Source organism: Sphingomonas naphthae, assembly GCF_028607085.1.
GTDB lineage: Bacteria > Pseudomonadota > Alphaproteobacteria > Sphingomonadales > Sphingomonadaceae > Sphingomonas_Q > Sphingomonas_Q naphthae.
On record NZ_CP117411.1, the window covers coordinates 160,706 to 176,106 of the forward strand.

Genomic DNA, 15,401 nt, shown 5'->3' on the forward strand with positions numbered 1-15,401 from the left:
GCTGGCAGCCGCTTCAAAGGAGGAAAGCATGTCCAAGACTTTGCGAACCGCCGCCATCGTGGTGGGCGTCGTTGCGCTTGGGGTGGCGACCTACGGTGCCGCACTCGGGCCGGCTGCCGCCGCCGCTACCGGAGCGGCAAGCGGTTTGGCTGGCCTGGGCGTCGGCGCGAGCGTTGCCGCAGTCGGCACCGGCCTCGGGGCAATCAGCGGCAATCGCTGCCTCACCGGCAAACTGCGGCGCCGCAGGTGACGGCGATCAATGTCGTTGTCCAGCGCAAGGCGCGGGCTGCTTTCATCATATCCGACACGGCCGTCACCGCCCCGGATGGCACGCTGGTGCGATCGGTCGGGAAGGTCATCTTCAGCGTCAAGCACGGTTTTCCTTGGGCAATGGGCGTAACGGGAAACGTCGCGCCTGAGGTGTTGCTGAAGGCGATCGGTGAAGAAAAGACGGCCACGCTCAAGCAGCTGGAGAAGCGGCTGCCCTTAGCCATGCGCCGCGCGGTTGCAGAGACTTGCGATCTTCGTGGCGTAACGCCGGCAGAGATATTCTGTCAGGTGAAGGGCGCCTATTGGGATTTCTCGCGCAAGCGGCCGATGGGCATGATGATGCAGGCGAATGCCGGCGATATGGTGGGCGCTGGCGCGATCGAGGCGTACACGTGGTATGATCTGCCTTGGGCGATGGGCACCCATGAAGCCGCCGAAGTACTGCTGGGCCGCGCCGTCGATCTTGAAGAACCTGATAGTTTCGACGCGGAACATGACGGCTATGCGTTGATTAAGGCGCAGCGCCAGCGCGGAGGGATCGACATCACACCGGGCATGGAGGCGGGCCACTGTCGGATCGGCGGCGAGGTGCATTTGACCGAAGTGCGCAAAACGGGTGTTCAGGTGTACGTGATTGGAGATTTTGTAGATCAGATCGGCGAAAGAATTGTTGCGTCCGCCTAACCGTCAACCAAAATACAGAACACAATCCCCCGTTCATTCGCTATAAATGTATCTGCCATCTATCCAAAAATCGCTGTCTCCAGTTTCATTATTGTACAGATAGGTTCCAATAAGATTATGAGTGGATGATCCGTTCATATTGTAGAATATTGCGCCAGATAGATAACCGACGCAATTACCATTCTCATAACCATAAATATATCGATGGCCCGATCCCATCACCTATCTCCAGGAGGATCAACGTGCTGATACGATAGAATCGATTTCGCTTACCGCGAGCTTATAGTTTTTACCAAGACTTTCCCAAACCTTCAGCATCGCACGGTACGCAGCTAAGCTCGTGCCGCTGTGTGAATTGTCCGGGCGTTCTTCGAGTTCCTCATATCGCTTCTCAGTTCGGCGGACGAATTTAGCGAATCCATAATGTCCGCTAGAAGAGTTTCCGTCAAACCCCTCGAACTGGGCATATAACCCTGTCGGTTCGTGCTTGAGGCGCTGAGATGAGAACGTTATGGCTCGATACATACTCAAAATATCGAGAACCTCCATACACACGACTGCACTTAAAGGATCTGGATCAATGGAGCGGTTCAGGTCCTGATATAATAGCTCATACCCATTCGATAGTATTTCCTGATTTTTCTCGTAAATATCTATCTCTTCTGGGTTGGTACCCTTCAAAATTTCGTACTGGTTCCAGAGGATCAAACGTTCGGTCTGCGACAGTTTCATGTCAGCCACTTAGCTTCTCTCCCAAGATTATTCTGATTGCCTCCGGACGTGACAGCCCAGGCGACCGTTGCCCAATCCATGTGTCAAGCGCGGCGAGTTGAGCGGGCGGGAGCTTTACCATCACGCCAACAGAGCCGACAGGCGGCCGACCGCGACGTTTTCCGATATCCGCTATTGCATCGACCATGTTTAACGGATATCGGATAGAGCGAGCCGGCGCAAGGATTAGGCCCCCCGCGCCAGCTCTAACCGCAACAGACCCTTAGGAGGTACTGTCATGGCTACCGCTGCCCGTAGCATCGTCCCCGCGTGCATCGCACCCGGAAAAAACGCCGATAAGTCCACCGCGCCCAGCCGGCGCGGCTTCCTCGCGCTGGCCGCTGCCGTTCCCGCCGCAGGCGCAATGGCCGGTCTTCCCGCAACGGTTCGACCCTCGCCTTGGAACCGCGCCGTTGCCGCCCTTCAGGCGGCCAAGACCGCACGCGAAGCCTACGAGCGCGACGTGTTTCTGCCGATGGATCGAGAATATAATCGGCGGTCGGGCAAGCGTCCCAGCCTCGATTTCTCGGTTAAGGCGCTCAACGGGCATGTCGCAACCTATCACATGCGGCCGCACGAGCTTGACGATTGGGCCGATTGCGACATGTGGCGCCGCTATGCTGCGCCGATCCGAGAAGAATATCGGGCTTGGCAACGGCGGCACGACGCTGCCCTTCGCGACCTGAACTATGAAGCGATCCAGGTGCGTTATGACGACCTTAATGTGGTCGAGGCGGACGCCGAGGACGCGCTGATCGCCACGCCTGCGCCCGATGGCGCTGCACTCGCTGCAAAAGTCAGGCTGGTTCTGTCGCTGACGGCAGACTCTTCGTTTGACGACCGATGGCGGCAGGGCCTGTTGGCCGATTGCGAGAGTTTCGAGGAGGCTCGCTCTAAAAGCGCGTAAGTTTTATGTTCTTCACGAACAGGCAATTGACGACGGCGGAAAATCGCTTCATGTTCACAATGAACACACAGAGAGATTTGGACATGAAGCTTGGCAGCCTCCTGCATTTGGTCGGCCTCAACCGCAACTCCTACAACACGTTGAATCGGCGAAATTCCTTCCGCTTTATGGACCGGGATTTGCTCGATGAGCGATCCTATGATCGGTACTCGATGACCCACGCCGTTGCCGTTGGGTGTGTCGTCGAGTTCATGGCAGCAGGCCTGTCGGGGCAACGGGCGGGCGCTGCTGTGGACAACCTTTTCCGCGTTATCGACGCCGCGACCCACACGCTCGCCCAAGGCAGCGCCGGAGATCATTGGTGGCTCACGATCACCAACTTTGCCGATGGCAGTTGGGGTTGGGCCAGCGGCAACGAGAATGCCGATACGTTCGGTCGCGGCCTTGTGTCCAATAAGGTGAGCATCAATGTCGTCGCGGTGTGGGAGGACATGGCAAAGCGTCTCGGCACGCCGATGGACCCGAGCAATGTCGAAAGCTGACGCATGGCCCCAGGTGACCGCCAGACCGGAAAGGTGTTTGGCGATATGAGCGGACGTAGCCGCTTCAAACAGGTTGACGCGACTCGCGCGCTCAAAGCTGCGCTCGATGCCGGCCTTCCGCCATCGGAGTGCATCATTGATGGCGACGGTGCGATTCGACTGATCTTTCGAGATGGCAGCGCCAGCCCACTTGCTAATCCGCTTGACCGACTGCTGCCCCGGTGAAGCGAAAGCGCCGCTATCCGAACGTATCGTCGTTCACCGATCGCCACGGCAAGTTGCGCTGGCGGTGGCGCAAGGCGGGTTTCGTCACCTATTATTTCCGCAGTCCGCCAGACACGGCGGGCTTCAAGGAAGAATTGGCAGCGTGCGAGGCGGGCGCGCCGATCCGTGCTGGCGGGGGGCGCTGCATCCCGCGATCGGTCTCGGACCTGGTGGCACGCTATTATGCCTCCGCTAACTTCAATCGCGGGGGGCTAGACGATCAGCACCGGCGTCGATTGCTGATTGAGAGCTTCCGCACTCCCTTGGCCAACGACCTCGTTGCGAACTTCCGGTGGGATCATATCGAGGCGATTTTGGCCGATCGTGCAAAGAAGGCGATCGATGGTCGGGGTCGTGTTGTCGGAGGACCCGTGGCGGCGCTCAATCTACGCAAGCAGCTTCGCCGGCTGTTTGCCTATGCGAAGCGGCTGGGCTGGATAACAGACAATCCGGTGGACGATGCCGAGCGTATCGCTGCCCCGAAAACGGGCGGCTATTACGCATGGTCCGAAGACGACATCGCCGCGTATCAGGCGCGACACCCGCTCGGGACGGGAGCCCGGCTTGCGCTGGAGATTATGCTTTGGACCGGCCAACGCCGCAGTGATGCCCGGCAGCTTGGTCCCGAGCATCTGAAAAGCGGGCAGATCAATTACCGCCAGGGCAAGACTGGCACAGATTTATGGTTGCCAGCTGTGCCACAGCTCATGGAGGCAATCCGCGCAATGCAACGCGTCGGGCTCAATACCTTTCTGGTGACCGACCACGGCAAGCCATTCAGCCGCGCCGGCTTCGGCAACAAGATGCGCGAGTGGTGTGACGAAGCAGGGCTTCCCCAATGCACGTCGCACGGCCTCCGCAAAGCCGTGGCGCGCCGCCTTGCTGAAAGCGATGCAAGCCAACAGTCGATCAAGGCTGTGGGTGGCTGGAAAGGCGATGCCGAGGTTACGATCTACACCGCCAGCGCCGATCAAAAACGCCTCGCGCGGACGGCCATTGATCGACTTTCCGACGCTGATTTGGCTAACCGCGACATCAAGTTAGCCAAATCATTCAACCAAAAGATTGAAAAGAAAGACTAAATCCATGACCATGGTGACCCCAACGGGACTCGAACCCGTGTTTTCGCCGTGAAAGGGCGACGTCCTAGACCGCTAGACGATGGGGCCGCAGCGGGAGACGGTGCCGATAGTGGGGGTGGGGCGGCACGTCAATCCGGCTTTCGCGCGTCGCGGCGGATCAATCGGCCCAGGCGGCGTCGTCGAGGTGCATTTCGGCTTCGGGCCGGCCGGACCAATCGTCCACCTTGGCGCGGCCGGCGATCCACAGCTGGCGGGTGGTGCCGGCGGCGAGCAGCGCCTGCCCCAGCGGCGTGTCGGCGGCGCGGAAGGCGATCGTCTTGATGCTGCGGCCATCACTGCCCACCACGATCGCGCGGACATGGCCGTTGCCGACGATGTCGACCTTCACGATCCGCACCGGCCCGGCCGCCACCCTCGGCGCGGGCCAGCCGGCGCCATAGGGGCCGCCTTCCTCCAGCGCATCGACCAGCGACGGGCCGACCCCGCCGGGCGCCACCACCGCGTCCAGCAGCAGCGCCCGGCCGTCCGACGCCCGCGCCACGTCGGCGGAGAGGCGCTCGTCGAGGAAGTCCGCCAGCGCGTCGATGCGCGTGGCATCGATGGTGAGACCCGCCGCCATCGCATGGCCGCCGCCCGCCACCAGCAGCCCCATGTCCTTGGCGGCGAGCACCGCCGCGCCGAGATCGACGCCCGATATCGAGCGGCCCGATCCCTTGCCGACGCCGTCCGCGTCCACCGCGATGATGATCGTCGGCCTGCCCAGCTTCTCCTTCAGCCGGCTGGCGACGATGCCGATCACGCCCGGATGCCAGCCCTCGCCGGATATCACCGCGACCGCGCGATTGCCCTGGGTGCCGGCGCGTTCGGTGGCTTCCTCGATCACCGCCGCCTCGATCGCGCGGCGTTCCTCGTTCAGCCGATCGAGTTCGGCGGCGATGCCGTCGGCCTCGGCCTCGTCGTCGGTGGTGAGCAGGCGCACGCCGAGATCGGACTTGCCGACCCGTCCGCCGGCGTTGATGCGCGGCCCCAGCGCGAAGCCCAGATCGGTGCAGCTGACCGGCTTGGTCAGCCGCGCGGCGCGGGCCAGCGCGGCGAGGCCGATGTTGCGGCCCTGGCGCATCACCTTCAGGCCCTGCGTCACGAAGGCACGGTTGAGCCCCTTCAATTGCGCCACATCGGCGACGGTGCCGAGCGCGACCAGATCGAGCAGGTCGATCAGCTTCGGCTCGGCCCGGTCGGTGAAGAAGCCGCGCCCGCGCAATTCGCGCAACAGCGCCGCGCCCAGCAGGAAGGCGACACCCACCGCCGCCAGATGGCCGTGCGCCGCGCCCTCGCCCTCGTCGAGCCGGTTGGGGTTCACCAGCGCATGGGCCACCGGCAGCGCGGCGGCGCATTTGTGGTGATCGACGACGATCACGTCCACCACCGCCGCGCGCGCCATCTCCAGCGCGTCGAACGCCTGCGCGCCGCAATCGACCGTCACGATCAGCCGCGCGCCGCCCTCGGCGATCCGCACCAGCGCCTCGCCTGAGGGGCCATAGCCCTCCATCAGCCGATCGGGAATGTAGGCGGCGGGGGTGAGGCCGAGCGAGCGCAGCAGCCGCACCAGCAGCGCGGCGGAGGTGGCGCCGTCCACGTCATAATCGCCGAAGATCGTCACCGGCTCGTTCGCCTGCACCGCATCGGCGAGGCGACGCGCCGCCACATCCATGTCGCGGAAGATCGACGGGTCGGGCATGAACGCGCGCAAGGTGGGCGTGCGATGCGCCTCGACCCCCTCGCGCGGGCAGCCGCGCGCCATCAGCAGGCCGGTGACGAGATCATCGGGCCGAAACCCCTCGTCCGCCATGTCCAGCGATCCGCCGCGCCAATGCCAGGGCTGGCCGAGGATCGAACGGGTGATATCGAGAACAGGGCGGCGAGGCTGCATCGGCCGCCTTATGGCAGACGGCGAGTCAGCGGGACAGGCCGATCGCTACAGCAATTTGTCGATCGTGATCGGCAGCTCGCGCACCCGTTTGCCCGTCGCGTGGAAGATGGCGTTGGCGATGGCGGCGGCGGTGGAGACGGTGCCGATCTCGCCCACGCCCTTCACGCCCAGCGGCGAGACCTCGCTGTCCTGTTCCTCCACGAAGATCACGTCGATCGTATCCACGTCGGCATGGGCGGGGATGTGATATTCGGCGAGGCTGTGGTTCATGATCCGGCCGAAATGATGGTCGGTCATGGTCTCCTCGTGCAGCGCCATGCCGATGCCCCACACCACGCCGCCGACGATCTGGCTGCGCGCGGTCTTGGGGTTGATGATACGGCCGGCGGCGATCGCGCTGACGATGCGGGTGATCCGCACCACGCCCAGTTCCTCGTCCACGCGCACTTCGGCGAAGACGGCGGAATGGGTGTTACGCGCCTTCACGACCTGATTGGCCATGCCGCGCGGGCCGGGCGCGGCGGTGGCCTCGGCCTCCAGCTCGGTCACGCCGGCGGCGGCCATGATCCGGCCGTAGGGCGCGCGCACCTGAGGATCGGCCTTCAGATACATTTCGCCGTCCGCGAAGCCGACCGAGGCGATCTCGGGCTGCGAGCCGAATGGGCGGCCCTCCAGCTTGCCGGCGGCCTCCGCCAGCTTGGCCTGTAGCGCCTCGCACGCCAGCTGCACCGCCGCCCCGGTCGAGGCGGCGCCCCAGGAACCACCCTCCAGCGGCGCGGGCGGCAGGCTGCTGTCGCCCAGTTTCGCGCTGACCTGCTCCACGGGGAGCCCCAGCACGCCGGCGGCGATCTGCGCCATGATCGTATAGGTGCCGGTGCCGATATCGGATGTGGCGCTGGCGACCTCGAGATGGCCGTTGGCGCCGAGCCGGGCGCGGGCCGATGTCTTCATGAACATCGCGTCCCACACGCCGGTCGCCATGCCCCAGCCGATCAGTTCGCGACCCTCGCGCATCGATCGTGGCGCCTGGCTGCGCTGATCCCAGCCGAAGGCCTCGGCGCCCTGCTCGTAGCAGGCCTTCAGCGCCTTGCTGGTGTAGGGGATCTGGCGGATCTGCTCGATGTCCGAATAATTGGTCAGGCGCAGCGCGAGCGGATCGACGTCGGCGGCATAGGCCAGCTCGTCCATCGCCATCTCGAACAGGGTCAGACCGGTCGCGGCGCCCGGCCCGCGCATCGATCCTGGCGTGGCGCTGTCGATCGGCGCCACGGCATAGTCGAAATGGGCGTTGGGCGCGGCATAGGTCTGGCCGCCCCATTCCACGATCGTCTCGGCATACGCTTCGTAGCGGGAGGTGGCGGTGGTCGCGATGGTCGAAATGGCGGTCAGCTTGCCATCGGCCTCGGCGCCCAGCGCGACCCTCTGGATCGCCTCTGGCCGGTGGACGTGGGTGAACATCTGCTGGCGGGTCAGCACCACCCGCACCGATCGCTCCAGCATCTTGGCGGCGAGCGTGGCGAGGAAGACATGATACAGCGGCCGCAGCGCCGCCCCGAACGCCCCGCCGACATAGGGATTGAGCACGCGCACGTCGTCGGGCTCGAAGCCGAAGACGTTGCACAGATAATCCTGCACCTGCGCCGGCCCCTGCGTCTTGTCGTGGACGGTCAGGCGACCTTCGCCATGCCATTCGACCGTGGCGCCATGCAGTTCCATCGGATTGTGATGTTCGGTCGCGAGGCGATATTCGCCCTCGTGGCGGACCGGGGCGGTTTCAAGCGCCGCGTCGGTATCGCCGCGATCGCTCGGCGGCTTCTGGCGCGGAACGAAGCGTTCGGCGATCGCCACGTCGAGATCGGTATTGTGCCGCTCGCCCTCATAATCGATCGCGATCAGGCGGGCGGCATGGCGCGCCGCCTCGAAGGTCTCGGCCACCACCAGCGCGACCGGCTGGCCGTTGTAATAGATGGTGTCGTCGTAGAACGGGCGCAGCGGTTTGCCGCCGGCCGGGGCGAGCTGATCGCCATAGCGGCTGGTGCGCCACGGCAGATGCGCGCGATTTTCGTGGTGGATCACGGTGACCACGCCGGGCACCGCCAGCGCCGCGCTGTCGTCGAGCGCGGCGATGCGGCCGCGCGCGATCGTGCTGGAGACGGCCACGCCATACAGCAGGCCCTCGATCGGATGATCGGCGGCATAGCGCGCCGCGCCGGTCACCTTGGCGGGGCCGTCGATCCGGCTGACGGGGGTGCCGATACCGGCCTGGGCGGGGGACGCGGCCATCAGGCGATCCTCTTGTTCGTCTGGGACTGCGGCGTGCCGGCCGCCGCCTGGGTGAGCGCGCGGACGATGGCGCGGCGGGCCAGCGGGATTTTGAAGGCGTTGCCGCCGCGGGGCGCGGCCGGGGCGAGCAACGTGTCGGCGAACCCCTCGAACATGGTGCGGACGGGGATTTTGCCGATCAGCGCCGCCTCCGCCTCCCGGTCGCGCCACGGCTTGTGGGCGACACCGCCCAGCGCGACCCTCGCCTCGACGATCCGATCATCCTCGATCCGGAGCGTGGCGGCGACCGAAACGAGGGCGAAGGCGTAGGACAGGCGATCGCGCAGCTTGAGATAGCTGTGATGCGCGGTGAAATCCTCGTTGGGCAGGCGGATGGCGGTCACCATCTCGCCGGGAAGCAGGTTGTTGTCCCGCTGCGGCGTCTCTTCGGGCAGGCGATGATAATCGGCGAAGGGGATGGCGCGGCCGCCCTCCGGCCCCTCGACCTCCACCACCGCGTCCAGCGCGGCGAGCGCCACGCACATGTCGGAGGGGTGGGTGGCGATGCACATGTCGCTCGTGCCGAGGATCGCGTGGATGCGGTTCACCCCGCGCAGCGCGCCGCACCCGGATTCGGGGGTGCGCTTGTTGCAGGGGGTGGCGACGTCGTAGAAATAATAGCAGCGGGTGCGCTGGTTCAGATTGCCACCGGTGCTGGCGGCGTTGCGCAGCTGCGGCGTGGCCCCCGCCAGGATCGCGCTGGCGAGAAGCGGATAGCGGGCCAGTACGCGCTCGTCCTCGGCCACCGTGGTGTTGGGCACCAGCGCGCCGATCCGCAGGCCGCCGTCGGCCTCCTCGATCGCCCCGAGCGGCAGGCGGCCGATATCGATCAGCGCGGTCGGCCGCTCGACGCTCTCCTTCATCAGATCGATCAGGTTGGTGCCGCCCGCGATCAGCTTCGCGCCGGGCGTGGCGGCGGCCGCGACCGCGTCGGCGACGGTGGTGGGGCGCTGGTAGGTGAAGGGGGTCATTCCGCCGCCTCCCGCATGGCGGTTCGGGCCTGTTCGGCCGCCACCGCCTCGATGGCGTCGGCGATGTTGGTATAGGCGCCGCAGCGGCAGAGATTGCCGCTCATATATTCGCGGATCGCCTCGCGGCTGGTCGCCTTGCCCTCGTTCAGCAGCGCCACGCCCGAGCAGATCTGCCCCGGCGTGCAATAGCCGCACTGGAAGGCGTCATGATCGATGAACGCCTGTTGCAGCGGGTGGAGCGTGCCGTCGGGGCCGGCCAGCCCCTCGATCGTGACGATCTCGTCGCCCTCATGCATCGCGCCGAGGCGCAGGCAGCTGTTCATCCGCCGCCCGTTGACCAGCACGGTACAGGCGCCGCACTGGCCATGGTCGCAGCCCTTCTTGGTCCCCATCAGCCCCAGCCGCTCGCGCAGCAGATCGAGCAGGGTGACCCACGGTTCGACCTGCACGGTTTCGATGCGGCCATTGACGGTCAGGCTGAGCGGGAGCGTGGAAAGTTCGGTCATCGCGGAACAGGACGGATCGGCGCGGATTCAGTTCCCCGCTTCGTCATCCGATTTCGTCGCGGCGGCGGCGGGCACGTCCCGCTCGCGCGCCTGCGCCTTGCGCCGCCGCAGATTCTGGCGAAGCGCCTCCGCCAGCCGCCGATCGCGCTCTTCATCCTGCTTGCCCATCGCGGTGGACCTTTAAGTGGTCCCGTGCGGGTTGACGAGCCCGGCCGCTTTGTCCATAGGCGCGCCTTCCGAAGGCCCCGGCGCCTGACGATGCTGCCGTAGCTCAGTGGTAGAGCGCATCCTTGGTAAGGCTGAGGTCGTGAGTTCAATCCTCACCGGCAGCACCATTTTTCCCGCTGCGATAGAAATTTAGCCCCTTCGGGGCCGTCGCGGAATCATGTCTGATCGGCCAGGCCGCAGACGGCAACGGACGGTGGAGCCCCTGCGGTCAGGCGGGGCACGTATCTGCTGTAGCTGATCGGATCGTGACCAAGCCTCTGGACAGTTCGCGCAAAGCGTGAACATCTATGTGTGACCAAAAGAAGACAGTTCGGATTCGGGGAGAGGCGCCTGGCTGGCCATCGGACGGGGGTCTACGATGGACAATGTTCGCGCCAAGCTCGATTGGTTCAAGGCCATCATCCTGCCGCACCAGCCCGCGCTGCGGGCGCGGCTGCGGCGGCTGTGCCCGACGACGGGGGATCTGGAGGATCTCGTGTCCGAGGTGCTCACCCGCGCCTACGCCAATCCCAACTGGCACGGCGTCGATCACGGCCGCGCCTATCTGTTCACCGTGGCGCGCAATCTGGTGATCGACATGACCCGGCGCGACAAGATCGTGTCGTTCGACACGGTCGTCGAACTCGATCTGCTCCAGTCCGATCACGACATGGACGCGCAATTGTGCGCGCGGGACGAATTGCGGCGGATGCAGGCGATCGTCGATACGCTGCCCGGCCAGTGCCGCCGCGCCTTCATCGCGCGGCGCGTGCAGGAGAAATCGATGGGCGAGATAGCGGATGAGATGGGGCTATCCGTTTCAACGGTTGAGAAGCATCTAGGCAAGGCGGTACGGCTGATTATGCAGGCGCTGGCCGATCAGGAGGATCAGGGGTTTGTCGGGGGGCGCAAAGCAGACGAGGGACGCGACGGAGCGGCAGGCCGCCCGGCACCTGGTCGCGCTCGTCAATGATCCCGATGCGCGGACCCGCGCCGCGATCGAGGACTGGATCGGCGCCGATCCCGCCCACGCCATCGCCTTCGCGCAGGCCGAGGCGGCATGGGACGCGGCCGAACGGCTGAAGGCCAATGGCGCGTCGCACGACGCGGGCGACGCGGCGACGGACCATCCCGATTTCTTCGCGGGCGATCAGTGGTGGACGCGGCGGCGCTTCGTTGTCGGCGGCGTGATCGCGGCGTCGGCGGCGGCGCTCGGCCTGACGGGCTGGCTGCACGCCAGCAGCAGCTACGCCACCGGCGTCGGCGAGGTGCGCGACGTGACCCTGGCCGATGGATCGGCGCTCCACCTCAACACCGACAGCAAGGTGACGGTGGATTATAGCGGCAACCGCCGGCTGCTGCGGCTCGATCGCGGCGAGGCCTATTTCGATGTCGCGCACGATCCCGCCCGCCCGTTCGACGTGCAGACGCGCGGTGGCGTGACGGTGCGGGCGCTGGGCACCGCCTTCAACGTGCGGCTGCGCGAGGCGGTGGTGGAACTGACCGTCACCAAAGGCGTGGTCGGCGTGGCGACGGCGAGCCGGACGATGGCGAAGGTGGCGGCCGGGCGCGGCGCCATCATCCAGCCGCGCACGGTGGCCTTGGCCAGCCTCGACAAGCGCCACATCGAACAGCGCACCGCCTGGCGGGACCGGATGATCGAGCTGGACGGGGAATCGGTCAATCAGGCGATCGACGAATTCAACCGCTACCGATCCTCTCCGCTGGTGATCGGCGACCAGCGGCTCGCCCCGATGCGCATCGGCGGCCGTTTCCGTACCGACGAGAGCGACCAGTTCATCGCCGCGCTGGAACAGTCGCTGCCGATCCGGGCGGTGGCGAACGGCGACGGTTCGGTGCTGCTGCTCTATCGCGACGACGACGCCTGAACCGGCGGCCGCCCCTTTTGGGGTGCGGCGCAACATTGTGATCCCCATCCGCTTGGGGCTGTCATAAAATCGCACAAAACCGCCGGAGTGCATGGCGGGTTCATTTTCCAGCTTCGTTTGAAAGGGAGAGACAACGGCCGAAAACGGCCTCTCTTGGGGGTATTTTCACCATGCGATCCTTGCTCGCCAGCCTGTGCCTTACGACCGCCGCCGTCGCTGCTTTGCCCGCGCCGGCCTTCGCGCGTGCAGCAGAAGCCTCGCCGCTGGCCGAGCGCCATGCCTTCAACATCCCCGAGCAGGATATGGCGAGCGCCTTGCTGGCCCTGTCGCAGCAGTCCGACGTGCGCATCCTCTTTCCCTATGACGAGGTGGCGGCGTTCAAGGGTCGCCGGATCCAGGGCTGGCTGACGACCGACGAGGCGCTGGGGCGGCTGATGGCGGGCCGGCCGCTCAAGCTGACCGTGACCGGCGATCGCGCCGTCGCCATCGCCTCGACCCTGGCCCGTTCGGCGCGGACCCGCCCGGCGGTGACGCAACTGGCCGACGCCTCGGGCGCCGGCAGCGGCCGCTTGATGCTCGCCGCCTTCCAGGCCGCCAGCACGCCGCCCGCCGCCACCGAGGAGGCCGACGCGATCATCGTGACCGGCACGCGCGTCACCAACCGCACCGTCGCCGACAGCCTCGCGCCGATCGACGTGCTGAGCGCCAAGGACATGGAGGCCAGCGGCAAGCAGTCGGTGCGCGACCTGCTCGGCACGCTGGTTCCCTCGATCAACGTCTCCAACAATGGCGCGGGCGCCAGCTGGGCGGTGCGGACGCTGTCGCTGCGCGGCCTCGGCGGCGATCAGCTGCTGATGCTGGTCAACGGCAAGCGACGCCACAATACCGCGACGCTCTTCATCAACGGATCGGTGCAGAACGGCCAGTCGCCGCCCGATTTCGATCTCATTCCGGGCAACGCCATCGAGCGGGTCGAGGTGCTGCGCGACGGCGCGTCGGCGCAATATGGATCGGACGCGATCGCCGGCGTCGTCAACGTCATCATGAAGAGCGGTACGTCGGGCGGCGCGTCGGTGCAGTTCGGCAGCTATTACGAGACGGGCGGCGATCAGGGCCGCTTCCAGATCGACAAGGGCATCGCCATCGGCGACGGCGGCCACCTGCACGTCTCGATCGACGGCGCGATGCAGAACAACACCATCACCCAGAGCAGCCCGATCGCCGGGCAATTCTACCCCACGGTCAACGGCGCGGCCGATCCACGCGAGGCCGGGGTCGATCGCTACAAGGCGAAATATGGCCAGCCCGAAGTTCTGGGCGGCAACATCAGCTACGATGCGGCGCTGCCGGTGACCGACGCGATCGAGATCTACGGCTTCGGCACCTTCTCCAAGCGCCACGCCGCCGGCTGGCTGACGTATCGCACGCCGATGGCGGCCAACAACATCCTCCAGGTGTTCCCGGAAGGCTATATCCCGCGCATCCACGTCTACGATCTGGACTATCAGTTCGCCGGCGGCGTGCGCGGCGACGGGCCGGCGGGCAGCCATTTCGATCTGTCGACGACCTATTCGCGCGATCGGGTGAAATATATCCACACCACCTCGCTCAACGCATCGCTCGGGCCGGCGAGCCCGACGACCTTCTACCTCGGCCTCGTCCGCTCGACCGAATGGACCACCAACCTCGATCTGACGAAGGAGTTCGATCTGGGCCTCGCCGATCCGCTGTCGATCGCGATCGGCGCGGAATATCGCGAGAACAGCTTCGCGATCGGGGCGGGCGATCCCTCCTCCTACATCGACGGCGGCTATCGCTCGCCGGCGGGCACCTTCCGCGCGGGCGAATTGCGCACCGCCGGCGCGCAGGGCGTCACGGGCTTCCTGCCCTCGGGCTCGGGCAAGTGGGATCGCAACAATTGGAGCGCCTACATCAATCTGGAACAGACGATCACCGAGGGGTTCGAGGTGGCGCTGGCCGGGCGGCATGAGGATTATTCGGACTTCGGCACCACCGATACCGGCAAGGCCTCGATCCGCATCGAGCCGATCCGCGGCTTCGCGCTGCGCGGTACGGCCAGCACCGGCTTCCGCGCGCCGACGCTCCAGCAGCAGCATTATGCCTCGTCCAGCACGATCGGCGTGCCGGTCAACGGCGTGAACGTGCTGCTGCCGGTGCAGGCGCTGCCGGTCGATTCCGCCGCCGCGCTGGCCTTGGGTTCGACCCCGCTGAAGCCGGAGAAATCGACCAACTTCTCGGGCGGTATCGTGTTGACGCCGGTGCCCGCGCTCAACATCACGGTCGATGCCTATCAGATCAAGATCAAGGACCGCATCCTGCTGAGCGAGACGCTGAGCGGCACGCTGGTGCGGCAGGTGCTGGCCGCCGCCAACATTCCGGGCGTGGCGGGCGGCTTTTACTTCTCCAACGCCGCCGATACCCGCACGCGCGGCCTGGACATCGTCAGCACCTATCGCGCGCGGATGGGCGATCTGGGCAATGCCACGATCAGCCTGTCGGCCAATTTCAACAAGACGGTGTTCACCAGCATCGATCCCATCCCCACGGTGCTGGCCGCCTCGGGCCTCGTGCTGGTCGGCCGCGCCAAGCAGGGCGACTTCACCAAGGGCACGCCGCGCAACAAGTTCATCGCGAACGTCCTGTGGAACAAGGATGCCTTCTCGGCCAACTTCCGCGCGACCCGCTATGGCAAGATCACGCAGGTCGCATCGGGCATGGTGCTGCACAATGCCGACAATGTCGCCTGCGTGGCCGGCAGCGCGGGCTGCGTGCTGAGCTATGTCGATGAAGTGGTGAAGCCCAAGGTCATCCTCGATCTGGAGCTGGGCTATGCGGTGAACCAGGGCGTCAAGGTCTCGGTCGGCGCCAACAATCTGCTCAACATCTATCCCACCAAGCTCCAGCCGGTGAACCAGGTCGTGGGCAATCTCTACAACGGCTACGCCCCCTACGGCATCTCGGGCGGCCTCTATTATGCGCGGGTGAACTTCAGCTTCTGAGGCGCCCGCCTCTCACATCGACCGAACGAGTAACGA

Annotated in this window: 14 protein-coding genes and 2 tRNA genes; 9 read left to right on the plus strand and 7 right to left on the minus strand. The window is 65.6% G+C overall.

The features are described 5' to 3' along the window. Positions 1-28: 28 nt before the first annotated feature. Positions 29-250, plus strand: a complete 222-nt coding sequence (locus tag PQ455_RS00755; RefSeq protein WP_273688307.1) for a hypothetical protein — start codon at positions 29-31, stop codon at positions 248-250. Further along, positions 247-954 (plus strand): hypothetical protein, encoded by a 708-nt coding sequence (locus PQ455_RS00760; RefSeq protein WP_273688309.1) that lies wholly within the window; start codon positions 247-249, stop codon positions 952-954. Before PQ455_RS00755 ends, PQ455_RS00760 begins: the two co-directional genes overlap by 4 nt. Before the next feature lie 237 nt (positions 955-1,191). On the opposite strand, the gene PQ455_RS00765 is transcribed toward PQ455_RS00760, so the two are convergent. Then, complete coding sequence (locus PQ455_RS00765) at positions 1,192-1,686, minus strand: YfbU family protein (protein ID WP_273691463.1); 495 nt, start codon at positions 1,684-1,686, stop codon at positions 1,192-1,194. Between the two features lie 277 nt (positions 1,687-1,963). Here PQ455_RS00765 and PQ455_RS00770 point away from each other — a divergent pair, with 277 nt between their 5' ends. From PQ455_RS00770 to PQ455_RS00780, 3 genes are all read left to right on the plus strand, one after another. Further along, a complete protein-coding gene (locus tag PQ455_RS00770) occupies positions 1,964-2,632 on the plus strand; it encodes a twin-arginine translocation signal domain-containing protein (protein ID WP_273688311.1) in 669 nt (222 codons plus the stop codon). Positions 2,633-2,715: 83 nt separating this feature from the next. Beyond that, positions 2,716-3,174: a hypothetical protein gene (locus PQ455_RS00775; protein WP_273688313.1), complete on the plus strand. Its 459-nt coding sequence runs from the start codon at positions 2,716-2,718 to the stop codon at positions 3,172-3,174. 221 nt (positions 3,175-3,395) lie between these two features. Next, entirely contained in the window at positions 3,396-4,520 is a 1,125-nt protein-coding gene (locus tag PQ455_RS00780) for a tyrosine-type recombinase/integrase (protein WP_273688316.1), read from the plus strand. 11 nt (positions 4,521-4,531) lie between these two features. On the opposite strand, the gene PQ455_RS00785 is transcribed toward PQ455_RS00780, so the two are convergent. The 6 genes from PQ455_RS00785 to PQ455_RS00810 all read right to left on the minus strand — a co-directional run bounded on the left by PQ455_RS00785 (position 4,532) and on the right by PQ455_RS00810 (position 10,417). Then, positions 4,532-4,607, minus strand: a tRNA-Glu gene (locus PQ455_RS00785). A gap of 70 nt (positions 4,608-4,677) precedes the next feature. Then, positions 4,678-6,450 carry a single-stranded-DNA-specific exonuclease RecJ gene (gene recJ, locus PQ455_RS00790; protein WP_273688318.1) on the minus strand — a complete coding sequence of 591 codons (1,773 nt, stop codon included), beginning with the start codon at positions 6,448-6,450 and terminating at the stop codon, positions 4,678-4,680. Between the two features lie 45 nt (positions 6,451-6,495). Beyond that, on the minus strand, positions 6,496-8,733 hold the full coding sequence (locus PQ455_RS00795) for a xanthine dehydrogenase family protein molybdopterin-binding subunit (protein WP_273688320.1): 2,238 nt from the start codon (positions 8,731-8,733) through the stop codon (positions 6,496-6,498). After that, positions 8,733-9,743, minus strand: coding sequence for an FAD binding domain-containing protein (locus PQ455_RS00800; protein ID WP_273688322.1), 1,011 nt, complete (start codon positions 9,741-9,743; stop codon positions 8,733-8,735). The genes PQ455_RS00795 and PQ455_RS00800 overlap by 1 nt, the downstream gene beginning before the upstream one ends. Next, positions 9,740-10,249: a (2Fe-2S)-binding protein gene (locus PQ455_RS00805; protein ID WP_273688324.1), complete on the minus strand. Its 510-nt coding sequence runs from the start codon at positions 10,247-10,249 to the stop codon at positions 9,740-9,742. The genes PQ455_RS00800 and PQ455_RS00805 overlap by 4 nt, the downstream gene beginning before the upstream one ends. Before the next feature lie 27 nt (positions 10,250-10,276). Then, positions 10,277-10,417, minus strand: coding sequence for a hypothetical protein (locus PQ455_RS00810; RefSeq protein WP_273688326.1), 141 nt, complete (start codon positions 10,415-10,417; stop codon positions 10,277-10,279). Positions 10,418-10,509: 92 nt separating this feature from the next. Here PQ455_RS00810 and PQ455_RS00815 point away from each other — a divergent pair. From PQ455_RS00815 to PQ455_RS00830, 4 genes are all read left to right on the plus strand, one after another. Further along, positions 10,510-10,584: transfer RNA gene (locus PQ455_RS00815), tRNA-Thr, on the plus strand. Positions 10,585-10,835: 251 nt separating this feature from the next. After that, the gene (locus PQ455_RS00820) at positions 10,836-11,429 is read left to right on the plus strand and encodes an RNA polymerase sigma factor (protein ID WP_273688328.1); all 594 of its coding nucleotides are present in this window, start codon (positions 10,836-10,838) and stop codon (positions 11,427-11,429) included. Continuing rightward, positions 11,353-12,345, plus strand: a complete 993-nt coding sequence (locus PQ455_RS00825) for a FecR family protein (protein WP_273688330.1) — start codon at positions 11,353-11,355, stop codon at positions 12,343-12,345. The genes PQ455_RS00820 and PQ455_RS00825 overlap by 77 nt, the downstream gene beginning before the upstream one ends. Positions 12,346-12,515: 170 nt before the next feature. Next, positions 12,516-15,365, plus strand: a complete 2,850-nt coding sequence (locus PQ455_RS00830; RefSeq protein WP_273688332.1) for a TonB-dependent receptor plug domain-containing protein — start codon at positions 12,516-12,518, stop codon at positions 15,363-15,365. Positions 15,366-15,401 lie beyond the last annotated feature (36 nt).